This is a genomic window from Caulobacter sp. GW821-FHT10E02, assembly GCF_059415225.1.
Window position 1 is genome coordinate 1922745 of sequence record NZ_JBWKMV010000001.1, and the last position, 16165, is coordinate 1938909.

Consider the following 16165-nt stretch of genomic DNA (forward strand, 5'->3'; position numbering starts at 1 on the left):
GATCATGAAATCAATGACGATGAACGCCGACGACCTGCTGCGTGCCGGCGATCTGGACGGCGCGCGCAAGGCCCTTGTCGAAAGGGTCAAGCGCGCGCCGGACGATCAGCCGGCCCGTATGTTCCTGTTCCAATTCTTCTGCGTGCTCGGCGAGTGGGACAAAGCCCTGGCTCAGTTGAAGGCCCTGGCTCAACTCTCGCCCGAGGCCCAGATGCTGGTGGTCGCCTACAACACCGCGATCAAGGCAGAGCTCGAACGCGAAGAGGCTTTCGCCGGCCGCGCCCCACCCGCCTTGCTCGTCGGCGGCGAGGCGTGGACGAGCGACCTGGCGGCCGCGCTCGGCGCCGCCATTCAGGGTCGGAACGACGAGGCCGAGGCCGGGCGCGACCGCGCCTTCGACGCCGCGCCCGACACGCCCGGACATTTCAACGACCAGCCCTTCGACTGGATCGCCGACGCGGACCCGCGCTTTGGCCCGTCGTTCGAGGCCTTCGTCCACGGCCGCTGGGGGCTGATCCCCTTCGAGGCCGTCGCCCAGATCACCAGCGAGGGTCCCCAGGACCTGCGCGACCTTGTCTGGCTGCCCGTCGAGATCGAATTCAAGACCGGGCGATCGGTCGGCGCCCTGCTGCCGGCTCGCTATCCCGGGACACCTCACGAAGCGGACGCCAGCCTGCTGCTGTCGCGCGCCACCGATTGGCGAGACGGCCCGCTGGGCCTCCAGGCCGTGGGCCAGAAGCTGTGGTCGCTGGGCGGCGGCGACGAGGTCGGCGTCCTGGCCTTGCGTCGCCTGGTTTTCGCGTGATGGCGACCCGGATCAACCCCACCCTGTTCGACAAGCTGGTCGCCGACCTCGACATCGAAGGCGTGCGCGACGATCCCAAGATCGAGACCGGCCAGGTCAGCCGCGCGTCCACGCTGCGGCTCTATCCGATCATGAAGCTGGAGCGCTTCAACGAGTCCGCCTTGCGGGCGACGGTGCTGCGCGAACTGAACTGGATCCTCAACACCACCCACCTGGGTTCGGTCCAGAACCTCAAGGCCTATCCCGAAGTGGCGACCTCGGTGCTGAACTACGGCGTGCCGGACATGGCGGGCAAGCTGCTGCAACGCGGCGCGATCCAGGCCCGGGCCCGCGAGATCAAGGAAGGCATTCGCCGCTACGAGCCGCGCATCGCGCCGCGGCGACTGGAGGTGACGGCCGCCACCGCGGCCGCCAAGCCCAACGCGGTCACCTTCATCATCCGCGCCGACGTCACCAGCGCCGTGAAGGCCTTGCCGGTGGAGTTCAAGACGGACGTGGAGATCGACACCGGCTCGGCGACCCTGCGGGAGTAGCGCATGGATCCTCGACTGCTCAGGGCCTACAACGAAGAGCTGCTCTATCTCCGCGAGACGGCGAAGGAGTTCGGCGAGGAATACGAATCCGTCGCCGGTCGCCTGGGCCTGAACGCCCCGGCCGACACCGACCCCTATGTCGAGCGCCTGCTGGAAGGCGTCGCCTTCCTCGGGGCCCGGGTGAAGCTGAAGCTGCAGGACCAGTTCCCGGATTTCACCCAGCACCTGCTGAACGCCATCCAGCCGCACTACCTGGCGCCGACGCCGTCGATGTGCGTCGTGGCGCTGGAGCCGCGCGAGGGCGATCACGCGATCGCCGCGGGCTTCAAGGTGCCGCGGCTGACCGAGATGTCGGCCACGGGCCGCGACGATGCGGCCACGCCCGTGACCTTCCGCACCGGCCAGGACGTCACCCTGTGGCCCCTGCGGATCACCGAGGCCGAGTACCTGCCGACCCGCGCGGCCGTCTCGGCCTATGCCGGCGCGGCGGGCGTGCGGGCCGAGGCCGGGCTGCGCCTGAAGTTCGCCGGCCTGGGCGGCATCCCGCTGTCGGCCTTCGCGCCGGACTCCCTGCCGATCTATCTCGACGGCTCGGAACTGGTGCCGGGCGAGCTCTATCGACAGCTGATCGGCGACGCCGCGGCCATCGTCGCCCGTTCGGTGGATTCCGCCGCCGGCGCCAAGGCCTGGGTCAAGCTGCCGGTCGCCGAGCAGCATGGCTTCGAGGAGGAGTGCGCCCTGTTGCCCAACGGCCGTCGGTCGTTCCGGGGCTACCGGATCCTCTCCGAATATTTCGCCTGTCCCGAGCGCTTCCTGTTCGTGCGCCTGCGCGAGCTGGGCAGGGCCTTCGCCGGCTGCCAGGGCGAGTGCGAGGTCGTGATCCTATTCAACCGCTCGGCCAGCGCTCTCGCCGGGGCGGTGTCGCCGGCGAATTTCCGTCTCTTCGCCACCCCGGCCATCAATCTGTTCGAAAAGCAGATCGACCGCGTCGCGATCACCGAGTTCGACCACGAACATCAGTTGATCGCCGATCGCACCCGGCCGCTCGACTTCGAGATCTACCGCGTCCTGAACGTCACCGCCTATTCGCAGAAGAATGGCGACGCTCGTCCCGTCGCTCCGCTGCACGCCTTCGGCAGCCTGCTCTACGACTGGAGCGAGGCGCTGTTCTACGTCACGCGTCTTCGCCACCGTCGCCTGTCGACCAAGGAGCAGCGCCTGCGCCGCCGGGCCGACTATCTTGGCACCGAGACCTGGATAAGCTTGGTCGCGCCCGGCGAGCCCAAGCGCCTGGAAGGCGTCTACGAACTGGGCGTGCGAGCCCTGGTCACCAACCGTGAACTGGCCGAGAACCTCCGCGTCGGCGGGACGACTGACTTCAGGATCAGCGGCGTACCCGTCAAGGCCGCGACGATCGTTCGCCCGCCAACCAAGCCGCGCCCGCCGATGGGCATCAGCGATGGCGCCTGGCGGGTCATCGGCCACCTGACGCCGAACTACGCCGCCTTCGCGCTCGACAATGACGACGACCCGTCGGTGCTGCGCGACCATCTGGCGCTGTATGGCCGCACCGACGATCCGCACCTGCGTCGCCAAATCGACGGCGTGCTGGCGATCCGCTCCGAGCCCGTGACACGACGGGTCCCCGGCGCAGGCCGCGCCGCCTTCGCCCGCGGACAGCGCCTGCGCGTGAAGCTGGACGATGCGCCCTTCGAGAACGGGCGGATGTTCCTGTTCTCGGCGGTGCTGGAGCGCTTTCTCGGCGAGTTCGCCACCGTCAACGCCTTCACCGAAAGCGTCTTCGACAGCCCCCAGGAAGGAACCTTCGCGCAATGGCCCCCGAGAATGGGCGAACGTCGGAACATCTAGACTTTTTCCGCCGGGCGGCGGGACAGGCGCGGCGGTTCGGCCTGTTCGGGCTTCTGCGCGCGGCGGAGTCGCGCGCCGCGGACCTGCCGCGGATCGGCGACGCCCGCCTGCCGTCCCAGAACCTGGTCGACCTGGCCCAGACCCCGGCGCTGGGGTTCCCGGGATCGACGCTGGACAGCATCACGGTCAACGGCGGCCGCACCCGTGTCCAGGGCTACTGGTTCGGCCTGACCGGGCCGATGGGGCCGCTGCCCCTGCACATGACCGAGTTCGCGCACTATGAGCGCCGCTACGCCAAGAACCACCCGTTCGGCCGGTTCCTGGACGTCATCGCCGGTCGCATGCTGCAGTTCTTCTACCGCGCCTGGGCCGAGTCCAACCCGGCCGCCAATGCCGACCGTCCGCGCGATGATCGCTTCGCCGGCTATCTGGCGGCCCTGACCGGCGCCACCGACGGCGTGCGCGAGGACGCGGCGTTCCCGGCCCGCGCGCGTCTCTACTATGCGGGCCTTTACGCCTCGCGGCGCAGCGCGGCGGGGATCGAGGACGCGGTCGCCGACCTGGTGGGCTCGCCGGTCCGCCTGATCGAGTACCAGCCCCGCTGGCGCGACATCGAGGTCGCTGACCAGACGCGCCTCGGCGGCGCCTTCAGCCAGCTGGGCGGCGATGCGGTCTGCGGTCGCCGCGTCAGCACGGTCACCGACGCCTACCGCATCGCCGTCCACGTCGACACCTATCGCGACTACGAGGACCTGATGCCTGGCGGCCCGCGCTTCGCCGTCGTGGCCGAGGCGCTGGACTCGTTCGCCCCCTCCCACCTGGAGTGGGACCTGGAGGTCGAGGTCAGCGAGGCGGCGATGCGCCCGACCGCCTTGGACGGTCGCGCGCGTCTGGGCTGGACCAGCTGGATGAATCCGCCGCTCGGTCGCGGTCCCCGCGCGGAGACGCGCCTGGGCCCCAGCGCTCGTCGGATCGCCCGCAGCGCCCGAAACGCCGCCAAGAGCACCACAGTCACGAGAGGTGTCGCATGACCGAGATCAACCGCTCCGCGCTGTTCGGTCGCCTCAGCCCCACGGGCCTCAAGAGCATCGAGACGGCCACAGGCTTCTGCAAGCTTCGGGGCAATCCGTATGTCGAGCTGGCGCACTGGATCCACGTCCTGCTGCAGGATCCGCGCAACGACGTCGGGGCCATCCGCACCCGTTTCGGCCTGGACGAGGTCAAGCTGGTCCGCGACGTGGTCGCCGCCCTGGACGCCCTGCCCCGCGGCGCCACGGCGATCTCCGACTTCTCGCCGCAGATCGAGGAAGCGATCGAGAAGGGCTGGCTCTACGCCTCGCTGATGTTCCAGGCCGGCAAGGTCCGCACCGGCCACCTGGTGTTCGGGATGCTGAAGACCCCGACCCTGCGCAACGCCCTGTTCTCGATCTCGCCGGAGTTCCGCAAGATCGCCGCGGACGCCCTGGCCGACGGCTTCGACCAGGTCGTGGCCGGTTCCGCCGAGGTCGGCGGCGCGCCGATCGCCGAAGGCGTCGCCGAGATCGCGGGCGGCCCCGCCGATCCCTTCGCCGCCGGCGGCGAGACCCTGGCCAAGTACTCGGTCGACCTCACCGCCAAGGCCCGCTCGGGCGAGATCGACGCCATCGTCGGTCGCGACGCCGAGATTCGCCAGGTCATCGACATCCTGTTGCGCCGACGCCAGAACAACCCGATCCTCACGGGCGAAGCCGGCGTCGGCAAGACGGCCGTGGTCGAAGGCCTGGCTCGCCGCATCGTCGACGGCGACGTGCCGCCGGCCCTGAAGGACGTCACCCTGCGTGCGCTGGACCTCGGCCTGCTGCAGGCCGGCGCGGGCGTGAAGGGCGAGTTCGAGAAGCGGCTTCGCCAGGTGATCGACGAGGTGGAGTCCTCGCCCCGGCCGATCATCCTGTTCATCGACGAGGCGCACACCCTGATCGGGGCCGGCGGCCAGGCCGGCGCGGGCGACGCGGCCAACCTGCTCAAGCCCGCCCTGGCGCGCGGACGCCTCCGCACGATCGCGGCCACCACCTGGTCCGAGTACCGGCAGTATATCGAGAAGGACCCGGCGCTGACCCGCCGCTTCCAGACCGTCAGTGTCGGCGAGCCGGAGACGAGCGTCGCCGTCTCGATGCTGCGGTCGGTCGCGCCGGCCATGGAGAAGCACCATCAGGTCGTGATCCTGGACGAAGCCGTCGAGGCGGCCGTGAAGCTGTCGCAGCGCTACGTCCCGGCCCGCCAACTGCCCGACAAGGCCGTCAGCCTGCTCGACACCGCCGGCGCCCGCGTCGCGGTCTCGCAGCACGCGACGCCCGCCGCCGTCGAGAACCGTCGCCGCCGGGTTGAACTGCTGACCGTCGAGCTGGAGATCGCCACCCGCGAAGCCGAGGGCCACTACACCGGTGACGGCCGCGTGGGTCGGCTGCGGGAGGAGATCGCCGCCGCGCAGTCCGAACAAGACCTGATCGAGACCCAGTGGGCGGCTGAGAAGGACGCCATCGCCGCGCTGAAGGACGCACGCCAAGCGCTCGCCGAAGCCAAGGCCGCCAGCGCGCCCGACCTCGCCGACCGCAAGGCGGCGCTGGACTCGGCCCTGCGCGCGGTCACCGCCGTCCAGGGCGACAGTCCGATGGTCTTCGCCGAGGTCGACGCCGACGCCGTCGCGGCCGTGGTCGGCGACTGGACCGGCATCCCGGTGGGCCGGATGGTCAAGGACGAGATCGCCTCGGTCCTGACCCTGGCGGACCAGCTCAAGCGCCGGGTGGTCGGCCAGGATCACGCGATGGACGCCATCGCCAAGCGCATCCAGACCAGCCGCGCCAAGCTGGACAATCCCAACAAGCCGGTCGGCGTCTTCATGCTGGCCGGCCCCTCGGGCGTCGGCAAGACCGAGACCGCGCACGCCCTGGCCGAACTGCTCTATTCGGGCGACGACAGCCTGATCGTCATCAATATGAGCGAGTTCCAAGAGGCACACACGGTCTCGACCCTGAAGGGCGCGCCAGCCGGCTATGTCGGCTACGGGCAAGGCGGGGTCCTGACCGAGGCGGTGCGTCGCCGCCCCTACTCCGTGGTGCTGCTCGACGAGGTCGAGAAGGCCCACCCGGACGTCCACGAGATGTTCTTCCAGGTCTTCGACAAGGGCTACATGGACGACTCCGAGGGTCGCCATATCGACTTCAAGAACACCCTGATCCTGCTGACCTCCAATGTCGGCTCCGACCTGATCGCCTCGCTGTCGGAGGACGAGGAGATGAAGCCCGAAGCCGAGCCCCTGGCCCAGGCCCTGCGGCCGGAGCTGCTGAAGGTCTTCCCGCCCGCGCTGCTGGGCCGCCTGATCGTGCTGCCCTACTACCCGCTGTCGCCGGCCATGCTGGAGGGCATCGTCCGCCTGCAGCTCGACCGCATCAAGAAGCGGATCGCCGAGAACCACGACATCGTCTTCGCCTACGATCAGGCGGTCGCGGCGCTGATCGTTTCGCGCTGCACCGAGGTGGCGTCGGGCGGCCGGATGATCGACGCCATCCTGACCAACACCATGCTGCCCGAATTGTCGGTCGTCCTGCTGGAGCGGCAGATGGCCGGCGAAGAAATAGCGAAGATTACCGTCTCGGTTGAGAACTCAACCTTCACCTACGCGTTCGAACAGGTGGAAGCGTCACCGCAGAGCGACGCCACTCTGATCCAGGAAGCCGTGGCCTGAGTATGTCCGACGATCCCGCTGACGACGTGGCCTCGACCACCGGCTTCACCCAATCCTCGTTGGGCAAGCGCGGCGCGCGAAAAGCTGGACGCCAGGGCATCCTGCCGATCGGCTTCGTCCTGAACGGCATCTACGAGGTCAAGCGCTTCATCGCCCGGGGCGGCATGGGCGAGGTCTACGAGGGCGTCAACGTCAACGCCGACGAGCGCGTGGCGATCAAGGTCATCCTGCCCCATCTGGCCGCCGACCCGAAGGTCCAGGCTCTGTTCCGCAAGGAGGCCAAGACCCTCATCAGCCTGGCGCACCCGGCCCTGGTCCAATACCGCGTGCTGGCCCGCGAGCCGCGCAAGGACCTGCTCTACATCGTCACCGACTATATCGATGGCGCGCCCCTCACCAACCTGATCGGCAAGGGGCCGCCGCCCGCGACGGTGGAGCTGGTGCGGTTGACGCGACGCCTGGCCGAAGGGCTTGAGGCGGCCCACAGCCACGGCGCCATCCACCGGGACATCTCCCCGGAAAACATCCTGCTGCCCGACGGCGTGCTCAACCGCGCCAAGATCATCGACTTCGGCATCGCCAAGAGCATGGAGATCGGCGCCCAGACCGTGGTCGGCGACGGCTTCGCGGGCAAGCTGGGCTACGTCGCGCCCGAGCAGTTCGGGGATTTCGGCCGCCGCATCGGACCGTGGACAGACGTCTACAGCCTGGGCCTGGTGGCCTTGGCCCTGGCTGGCGGCAAGGCGCCGGACATGGGCGCGACCCTGGTCGACGCGATCGATCGCCGCCGGGCCGGGCCGGACCTCGACGCCGTGCCGGCGACCTTACGCCCGCTGTTCGGGCGGATGCTGAGCCCTGATCCCAGCAACCGCCCCCAGACCATGGCGGAGCTGATCGCGGCGCTCGACGCGCTGGACCTGTCGAACGAACCGTCGCCGGTGACGACGCCGACCTGGGTCTCGGCTCGCGACTCCCTGGCCTCCGACCTGGTCGACGAGGGCGAGCGCACAGTGGTGCATTTCGGCTCCGAGCCGCCGTCATGGTTTGGCGCCGAGCCCCGTGGACAGACCACGCCGCCGATCGCGGCCCGGACCGACCTCCCGCTCGAAACGCCGGAAGCCCCGCCCGAGGAACCGCCCCAGGGCCGCACGGTGTTCGCGCCGTCTCCGCTCCCCGAGCCGTCGAACGACGTGGCCGCGCCTCCCGAGCGCGCCGCCTTTTCGTCTCCGCCCATCGACGCCGCGGACGTCCAGCCGGCGATTGAGCACGAGGCGGAAGCTCCGCCCGTAGACGACGACGAACCAGCCCCGCGCGCGGCGACCTTCGATCATGACGACGAGACGTCCCCCGCCCCGCCGGCGATGGACTTCGCGTACGGAGCGGCCGCCGATGAGGTCAAGCCGCCGGCCCCGCCCCCCGAAGCGCCTTCGCGCGCCCGCGCCCGGCCAAGCCGCAAGCTGATCGCGGTCGGCGCCGTGGCGACGGTGGTCGTGGCCGGGGTCGGCGTCACCATCCTGGCCTCACAGCCGAAGGGACGCCTGCCGGCCCAACCCGCCTCGACGGCCCAGGCGCCGCCGGCGTCGGCTGGCGTCGTCCGCGCCGAGCAGGCCATCTCCGCCGCCCTACCCAGCATCCCGTGCTCATGGCTGAGCGTCGGACACGGCCAGGCCGGCGACGGCTCGACCAGCATCCTCGTCTCGGGCGCGGCCGGCGATCCGGCCGCCGTGAACCGCGCCGTGGCCTCGGCCGCTCGCAAAGCCGGCTCGGCGGGCCTGCAGATCGACTCCACCGGCCTCCTGACGGCCGACCAAGCCGCCTGCCCCCTGCTCGACGCGGCGCGTGGCGCGCGCGATCCCAAAGCCGTCGCCGCGCCCGCCGTCGTCGCCCTTCAGACCCGCTTCGAGATCGACCGGGGCATACAGGGCTGTCCCAAGGGCCTGTGGGCGCAGCCGATCATCAACATCGCGCCCGATCCGTCAAAGAACTACAGCCTGGTCGCCGTCCAACCCTCCGGTCGCCTGGAGCAGTTCGCCGCCAGCCGCGAACTGCTGGACAGGCTCGCCGCCCGCAACCCCAATCTCTATCAGGACCTGGGGAACGGCCGTCATCGCGTCTCGATGTGCCTGGGCGAGCCGGGCCTGGCCGGATTGCTGATGGTCGAGGGCGCGGGCCCCTTCGACCTCGGCCTCCGCCCGGGCGTCGCCGCAAAGCCGCCGCGGGACTTCGCCCAGCGCCTGGGCGAACTCGCCAAGTCTAGGGGCTGGACGATGCAGATGGCCTGGTTCCAGCTCGCCAATGACCAGCCGGACCAGCCGGATGTCCCGGCCGTGGATCCCGCCGCGCTGCGCGCCCAAAAGCTCGCCGAGGCCGCGCAGAAGGCCGCCGCCGCCGAGGCCGCCGCGAATGCCGCCGCGCCGGTGGTGGCCGCGCCGCCGCCAGAGCCCGAGAAGCTTCCCGCCGACCACGTGGCCTGTCGCCGCTTCGCCGGCGGCGCCTGGGAAGAACTGGGCTACGCGCCGAGAGCGGCCTGCGTCGAGAAAGTCTTCGCCGGACGCTGCGACGTTCAGACCGGCCGTTCCGGCGACATCGAACTGCGGCGCAGCGGCGACAACCTCCAGGCCAAGACGGGCAAGGGCTTCCGCAAATGGCAGACCGTCGGCAAGTCGGACTGCAAGGGGTAGCGCGGCGCGGATATCGGAGCGGCGGTCAGGCGCTTAGCGGTCTTTCGCTTGGCCGCCTGCCGATCCGCGCCAGGAACAGACTCCGGCCCGTCTCCAGAAAGCGGACGCCCGGAGACGAAACTAACACACGCCTGACGCCGGGCAGCCTGACCTATCCAGGCGCTTTCGGCGTCTCCCGCGGTCCTGCCGGCGCATGCTGCGGCAGGCGCGGGAGGCCGCCGATCATGCCGTCGGGACGCGCCTTGGCCAGCATGCGCTGATAGGCGGGACGCGCCTCGATCCTGACCTTCCAGGCGGCCACGTTCGGGAACTGCGACTCCTCGACCAGGTTCAGGCCGGTCGCGGCGTTGAGCGGGAACATCATCATGATGTCGGCGCCGGAGAAGGCCGCGCCGCCGAACCAGGGATGCTGAGCGAGGAAATTCTCGGCGAACTGCACGACGGCCTCGGAGTCGACCAGGCGCGAGCGCTGCTTGGGCGGCTGGGCCGTCCAGGCGCGGTAGTCGGAGAACAGGCGCGCCGCCAGGCTGCCCTCGGCGTAGTGCATCCACATCAGGTGGTCGGGATAGTCGCGGCTATCCAGGGCCGGCTGCAGGCGTCCCGGGGCGTGGCGGCCCAGGATCAGCTCGATGATCGCGCCGGACTCGACCAGCACCTGGTCGCCGTACTTCACGGTCGGCGCCATCGGCACCACGGGACTGAATTCGCGGATCAGGGCCATGGAACCGGCCAGATCGCCGCGCTTGAACTTGAGTTCGTAGGGGAAGCCCAGCTCTTCCATCAGCCAGACGATCCGTTCGGAGCGGCGGCCCTCCAGATGGTAGATTGTGATCGGCGGCAAAGGCGCGGCGGGCTTGGCGCTGGCCTTCGAGGCGATCAGCGGCGCGGCGGCCAGGCCGGCCAGAGCGCCCAGCGAGGCGCGGCGTCCCATGGACTGTTTCATTGGGCTCTCCCAGAGCGGTGATGCGAGTGAGGAAGGCGGGGCGAGACGTCTTCAGCCGCGTGGCTCGCGCTGGCCGTCCCGCCCCGTACGCGACGCCGGCAAGGGCGCCGCGTGAGCGGATGCTAGAAGGCGACGTCCAGGCTGATCCCGGCCCGACGCACGGAGTCCGGGCTGAAGTACTGAACGTAACCGCCCGGATTCAGAGCCGTAACCGGCGACGGCGTGATCTGGGCGGCGTAGCGCTTGTCCAGCAGGTTGCTGGCGTACAGCGCCACGCTCCAGGCCTTGTCCGGCGCCGAGACGCCGATGCGGCCGCCGAGCAGGCCATAGGCCTTCTGGATCGTCCCCGGGTCGCCGCTGATCGAGTAGTTGATGTCGCTCTGCCAGTTCCAGTTGGCCTGGAAGAAGCCGCGCAGACCAGGGCTCAAGGACCGCTCATAGACCGCGCTGACGCCGTAGACCCAGTCGGGCACGCCCGCCAGGCTCAGGCCCTTGGCGTTGAAGAAGCCGTCCAGCGAGGTGGGGGTGGCCGGCGGCGCGCTGCACGGCCCGCCCTGGGCGATCTTGGGCTGGCCGAAATAGCACTGCACACCGTTGAAGTCGGCGTAGCGGGCGTGGGTGTAGGCCAGACCCGCCGTGATGCTGAGGCCGCTCGCCGGCCGCGCCATCAGGTTTGCCTCGAAGCCCCGCGTCTTGATCTCGCCGGCATTGGTGATCCGCGAGGAATAGGTGGCGCTGGTCAGGTCGGAGACCTGGGCCTGGAAGTTCTTGACGGTGGTGCTGTAGACGTTGGCGTTGACGATCAGGCGGCGATCCAGGAACGCGGCCTTCATGCCGACCTCGTAGCTGGTCGGGATCTCCGGCTGCACGCGCTGGTCGGCCAGGCTGTTGGCGGCGCTCAGACCGCTGAAGCCGGGGCCCTTGTAGCCCCGCGACACCGTCGCATAGGCCATGATGTCGTCGCTGAAGTTGTAGCGCGGTCCGATCCGCCACGAGGTGTTGGTGTTCTCGACCTCCTGGTGCAGGTCCAGCGTGACCGAGCCGGGGATGTAGACCGCGCCGGGCGTCGGGGCGCGGTGATAGTCCAGGGTGAGCTCGTCGCGGGTGATCCGGACGCCGGCGATCAGATCGAGCTTGGGCGTGATGTGCAGGCCGACCTGGCCGAAGCCCGCGAAGCTGGTCGAGTTGATGTCGTTATAGGTCGAGGTCTCGAAGATCGTGCCCAGTGGCGCGCCGGGAATGACCGGCACGACCACGCCATTGGTCGCGGGCGTGATCCAGCTCAGTTGCCCCCGCTGGCGGATCAGCGACGAGGCCTTGGAGTGGTAGAGATAGAGGCCGGCGACATAGTCGAACCGCTCGCCGATCGGCGAGGTCAGGCGCAGTTCCTGGCTGAGCCAGTCGGTCTTCCCTGCCCCGCCGTTGATGTCGACATAGCTGACCGGCGTCAGGTCGCCGTCATAGAAAGCCTCGCGCTTGACCGAGCGATAGGCGCTGATCGAGGTCAGGGTCAGGTCGCCCAGCCCGTAGTCGACCTGCAGCGTGCCGCCCTGGGCGGTCGACTTGCCCTGCGAGGGACCGTTGGCGGCGACCTGCAGGTTGTTCGGGCCGGCGACGATGCCGTAGCGGGCGTTGGTCACCGCCGGCGCATAGCCGGGCGTGACCTTGCGCCAGGTCGACGAGCAGCAGAACGCGTCGTTGTCGGTGCGGTCGGCCGAGAAATAGACGGTCAGGTCGTCGCTCGGTCGCCACAGCGCCTTCAGGGTCAGGGTGCTGACGTCCTGGGGATCGGTGAAGACGTTGTCCTTGGCGACGTTGCGGATCAGGCCGTCGCGCTGGTTGTGCGTGGCCACCAGGCGCAGGGCCAGGGTGTCGCTGACCGCCAGATTGCCGATCGCCTGCAGGACCTGCTCGCCTCGCTCGCCGTACTGCAGGTGCAGCTCGCCGCTGTTCTCGTTCAGCTTGGGCCGATTGGTGATGAAGTGGACCAGGCCCGCAGAGGCGTTCTTGCCGAACAGCATGCCCTGTGGCCCGCGCAGGATCTCGACCCGCTCGATATCCGCCAGGGTGGCCAGGCTGGCGGGATCGGCCAGCACTACACCATCGACGACCGTGGAGATGCTCTGCTCGATGCCGGCCGAGAAGCTGCTGGTGCCGACCCCGCGGATCGTCAGGCCCGAGGCGCTGCTGCTGAGGCTCTGCTTGAAGCGGACGCTGGGGTCGATCAGCGACAGCTGCTGGGGCTGGGTGATGTTCATCGAGGCCAGCGCCTCGCCGCGCACGGCGGTGATGGCCAGCGGCACGTCCTGGACGTTTTCGGCCCGCTTCTGGGCGGTGACCATGATCTCGTCGACGATGACGACGGGGCTGGCGGCGCGCGAGGCGTCGTCCTCGGCCAGGGCGCTGCCGGCGGCAAGCATCATGGCGACGCCGACCGACGCCCCCATCAGAAGATCCGTCCTCAAGACTCGCGGCGGGCGGGGTTGGAAGGGCATGGCGCATTCCTCCTTGAGCCGCTGTGCGGCTTCTTTTTGTGATCTGTCGGGCGCACGCCCTCGCCGCCCGCCGGGAGGCGGTCGTGGAAGGCGGGGCGAACCGTGAAGCTCGCCAGGGTGTGGATCAGCGTCCGGGCCCGAGACGCTTAAGTAACGCTATCGTCACTTAACGAACCTGACAACCGCTTTTGAACGATTGTTCGTCAGGCCGTCGCGCTGGGCCTTTGGGTGACGCGTTCGAGCCAGGCGCGGACATGGCCGCAGTCCTCGGGGATGGCGACGCCGATCATCCGTCCGAAGTCCACTGTGGTCAGGGCGACGATGTCGGCCATGCTGTAGGCTTCGCCGGCGATGAAGACCTTGTCGGCCAGTTCGCTATCCAGCCAGCGGTAGATTCGGTCGGCATGCGCCCGGTTGGACTCGCCGAAGTCCTTGTACTGGGTCAGCAGGCCGGCGGTCAGCGGATGGGTGTGCCGCCAGATGTGGGCGATCGGCGCCATCAACTGGAACTCGATGCGGCGGATCCACATGTCGATGGTCGCCTGCTCCAGGGCGGTCTCGCCAAACAGCGGCGATTGCGGATGCAGGCCCTCGAAATAGCGGCAGATGCTGACGCTCTCGCTCAGGAACGTACCGTCATCCAGCTCCAGGACCGGCACCTGGCCCAGCGAATTCTTCTCCAGGAAGCCGGCGGCCTTGTGGGCGCGCTCGCCCAGCGGCACGCGCTCGTGCTCCAGGGTCAGGCCCTTCTCGGCCAGGAAGATGCGGACCCGGCGCGGATTGGGCGCGGGATTGTCTTCGCCATAGAGCTTCACGTAGTCGCCTCCCCTTCGGCTTTACGCCGTGCGAGGTCTGAACGCCCCGCAGTTAAGTAACGGTATCGTCACTTAACTGCGGAAGCAACCGTTCAGGCGGTCTTGGCGGGGCGAGGCTCGCCGTACTTCTTGGCCAGGGCCTTGGCGCCGGCGACCACCGCCAGGGTGATCGCGTCGATCATGGCCTCGTCATCGCCATCGCGGGCGTCCAGCGCCCCCGCCGTTCCGGCGACCATGAACCAGGCATATTGCTTGGCCTGTCGCGCGGGCAGGCCGAAGGCCTTCTGCAGGCCCAGCGCCCAGGCGTCGGCGTCGGCCTTGCGGTTGGCGCGCGCCCGCTCCGCCAGGGGACCGCAGTCCCTGACCAGGCGCAGGAACAGCTCGCCGCGCTCGTCGGCGCGACGGCACCAGTATTTCAGAGCCCCGCGCACCCACTCTTCGAAGGTCGAGGCCGGGCCGACTTCCGTCGCCAGGCGCTCGACATAGATTTGGGTCTCGCGGTCGAACAGCGCGGTCAGCAGGTCGTCGCGATCGCTGAAATAGCGGTAGCCCAGCGCCTTGGTGACACCCGTGAGCGCGGCGACACCATCCATGGTGACGGCCGCGACGCCCTGCTCGATGACGATCTGCGCCGCCGCATCCAGGAAGCGTTCGCGTCGTTCCGCCCCCTTCAAACGTGTCTGGGTCATGCCCGCATCGAAACTCCGACCATCCCCCTTTTTGACGTAAGCGGGCTCGAAGTAGCAAGGGCGGGTCTCAGTGTCGCGCCAGCCATTGCGCTGGCGTGATATTAAGCTGACAACGCGCGCCCATCTCCAGTTGGATTTCCGTGATGAAGCGCTTGTTGCTGCTGGCCAGCCTGTTCCTGGCGCTTCCAGCGCATGCCCAGTCCGACGCGGATGGGGTGACGGCCTTCCTGAAGGCGAAGATGCGCCAGGAGCGGATTCCAGCGCTGCAGGTCGCCGTCATCCGCCACGGCAAGATCGTCAAGAACGCGGCCTATGGCGTCGCGAACGTCGACAACGGCGTGCCCGCGTCCACCGAAAGCGTCTTCTCGATCAATTCCTGCACCAAGGCGTTCACGGGCGTCGCGATCATGCAGCTGGCCGAAGCGGGCAAGCTTCAGGTCGATGATCCGATCTCGAATTATCTCGACGATCTGCCGCCGGCCTGGCGCTCGGTGACCATCAAGCAGGTCCTCGCCCATGTTTCCGGCCTGCCGAACATCATCGACAGCCATGAAGACCTGATCGGCGACGGCAGCGAGGCGTCGGCCTGGGCCGCGGTCAAGACGCTCCCGCTGGAATTCAAGGCGGGCGAGCGCTTCCGCTACAACCAGACCGGCTACGTCATCCTGGGCAAGATCATCGACAAGCTGAGCGGCCAGCCCTTCGCCCAGTTCATCGAAGAGCGGCAGTTCAAGCCGGCCGGCATGACCCACACGCGGTTCGGCGATTCCTCCGACGTCATCGCGCACTCGGCCGGCGGCTATTCCTACCTCCGGAACGTCGACGGCGTGTGGACCAAGGGCGACCGCCTCTCGGCGATCCACGTTTCCTTCTCCCCCTATTTCCGGACGGCGGCGGGGATCCTGTCGACCTCCACCGACCTGGCCAACTGGCTGATCGCGCTGCAGTCGGGCAAGCTGCTCAAGGACAAGGCCAGCCTGGAGACGTTGTGGACCTCGGTCGTCCTGAACGACGGCACGACGGGCGGCATGAGTCCATTGCTCAACGGATCGGGTCTGGGCTGGCCCGTGACGACCCGCGCGGAGCATCCGGCGGCGGGACCGATCGGCGGCATGCGGTCGACCTTCTTCGTCTATCCGAAGGACGATCTGTCGGTCATCGTCCTGACCAACCTGCAGGGCGCCAATCCCGAGAATTTCGTCGACGAGGTCGCCGCCTACTACATTCCCGACATGCACGAATCCAATGGGTTCGGCCTGTCGCCGACACTTAAGGTCCTGCGCGGCGAATTGCTGCGACAGGGGTTCGACAAGGCCCCGCAGGTCGTGGCCGACCTGAGGGCGCGAAATCCGTCGTTCCAGCTGAAGGAAGAGGAGCTGAACGCCTGGGGTTACAAGCTTCTGGAGCAGAATCAGCCTGGCCAGGCGCTGGCGATCCTGAGACTGAACGCGGCGCTCTTCGTCGACAGCTGGAACGCCTATGACAGCCTGGCCGAGGTCCTCGAGGACACCGGGGACCGCTCGGGCGCGATCGAGAACTACAATCGCTCGCTGCGGCTCAATCCGAAAAACAGCAACGCGACCGATCACCTTCGCAAGCTAAGGGCGGTCTAGG

Annotated in this window: 11 protein-coding genes; 7 read left to right on the forward strand and 4 right to left on the reverse strand. The window is 68.7% G+C overall.

Features of this window, described 5'->3' with window-relative positions; translation table 11 throughout:
* Nucleotides 1-4: 4 nt before the first annotated feature.
* From AC07NI_RS08530 to AC07NI_RS08555, 6 genes are read left to right on the forward strand one after another with little or no spacing between them, the layout of a single operon-like run.
* Nucleotides 5-805 carry a type VI secretion system accessory protein TagJ gene (locus AC07NI_RS08530; protein WP_494617773.1) on the forward strand — a complete coding sequence of 267 codons (801 nt, stop codon included), beginning with the start codon at nt 5-7 and terminating at the stop codon, nt 803-805.
* A complete protein-coding gene (gene tssE / locus AC07NI_RS08535) occupies nt 805-1338 on the forward strand; it encodes a type VI secretion system baseplate subunit TssE (protein ID WP_494617774.1) in 534 nt (177 codons plus the stop codon). The genes AC07NI_RS08530 and tssE overlap by 1 nt, the downstream gene beginning before the upstream one ends.
* A gap of 3 nt (nt 1339-1341) precedes the next feature.
* Nucleotides 1342-3207 (forward strand): type VI secretion system baseplate subunit TssF, encoded by a 1866-nt coding sequence (gene tssF / locus AC07NI_RS08540; RefSeq protein WP_494617775.1) that lies wholly within the window; start codon nt 1342-1344, stop codon nt 3205-3207.
* Nucleotides 3171-4238 carry a type VI secretion system baseplate subunit TssG gene (gene tssG, locus AC07NI_RS08545; RefSeq protein WP_494617776.1) on the forward strand — a complete coding sequence of 356 codons (1068 nt, stop codon included), beginning with the start codon at nt 3171-3173 and terminating at the stop codon, nt 4236-4238. Before tssF ends, tssG begins: the two co-directional genes overlap by 37 nt.
* The gene (gene tssH / locus AC07NI_RS08550) at nt 4235-6928 is read left to right on the forward strand and encodes a type VI secretion system ATPase TssH (protein ID WP_494617777.1); all 2694 of its coding nucleotides are present in this window, start codon (nt 4235-4237) and stop codon (nt 6926-6928) included. Before tssG ends, tssH begins: the two co-directional genes overlap by 4 nt.
* A gap of 2 nt (nt 6929-6930) precedes the next feature.
* Complete coding sequence (locus AC07NI_RS08555; RefSeq protein WP_494617778.1) at nt 6931-9609, forward strand: protein kinase domain-containing protein; 2679 nt, start codon at nt 6931-6933, stop codon at nt 9607-9609.
* A gap of 151 nt (nt 9610-9760) precedes the next feature.
* Here the strand turns inward: AC07NI_RS08555 and AC07NI_RS08560 are convergent, their stop codons facing one another.
* The 4 genes from AC07NI_RS08560 to AC07NI_RS08575 all read right to left on the reverse strand — a co-directional run bounded on the left by AC07NI_RS08560 (nt 9761) and on the right by AC07NI_RS08575 (nt 14551).
* On the reverse strand, nt 9761-10552 hold the full coding sequence (locus AC07NI_RS08560) for a glutathione S-transferase family protein (protein ID WP_494617779.1): 792 nt from the start codon (nt 10550-10552) through the stop codon (nt 9761-9763).
* A gap of 122 nt (nt 10553-10674) precedes the next feature.
* Nucleotides 10675-12999 (reverse strand): TonB-dependent receptor, encoded by a 2325-nt coding sequence (locus AC07NI_RS08565; protein ID WP_494617780.1) that lies wholly within the window; start codon nt 12997-12999, stop codon nt 10675-10677.
* A 251-nt stretch (nt 13000-13250) separates the two neighbouring features.
* Nucleotides 13251-13862 (reverse strand): glutathione S-transferase family protein, encoded by a 612-nt coding sequence (locus AC07NI_RS08570; RefSeq protein WP_494617781.1) that lies wholly within the window; start codon nt 13860-13862, stop codon nt 13251-13253.
* Nucleotides 13863-13954: 92 nt separating this feature from the next.
* The gene (locus tag AC07NI_RS08575; RefSeq protein ID WP_494617782.1) at nt 13955-14551 is read right to left on the reverse strand and encodes a TetR/AcrR family transcriptional regulator; all 597 of its coding nucleotides are present in this window, start codon (nt 14549-14551) and stop codon (nt 13955-13957) included.
* Between the two features lie 143 nt (nt 14552-14694).
* Between AC07NI_RS08575 and AC07NI_RS08580 the strand changes: the two genes are divergently transcribed.
* On the forward strand, nt 14695-16164 hold the full coding sequence (locus AC07NI_RS08580; protein ID WP_494617783.1) for a serine hydrolase: 1470 nt from the start codon (nt 14695-14697) through the stop codon (nt 16162-16164).
* Nucleotide 16165 lies beyond the last annotated feature (1 nt).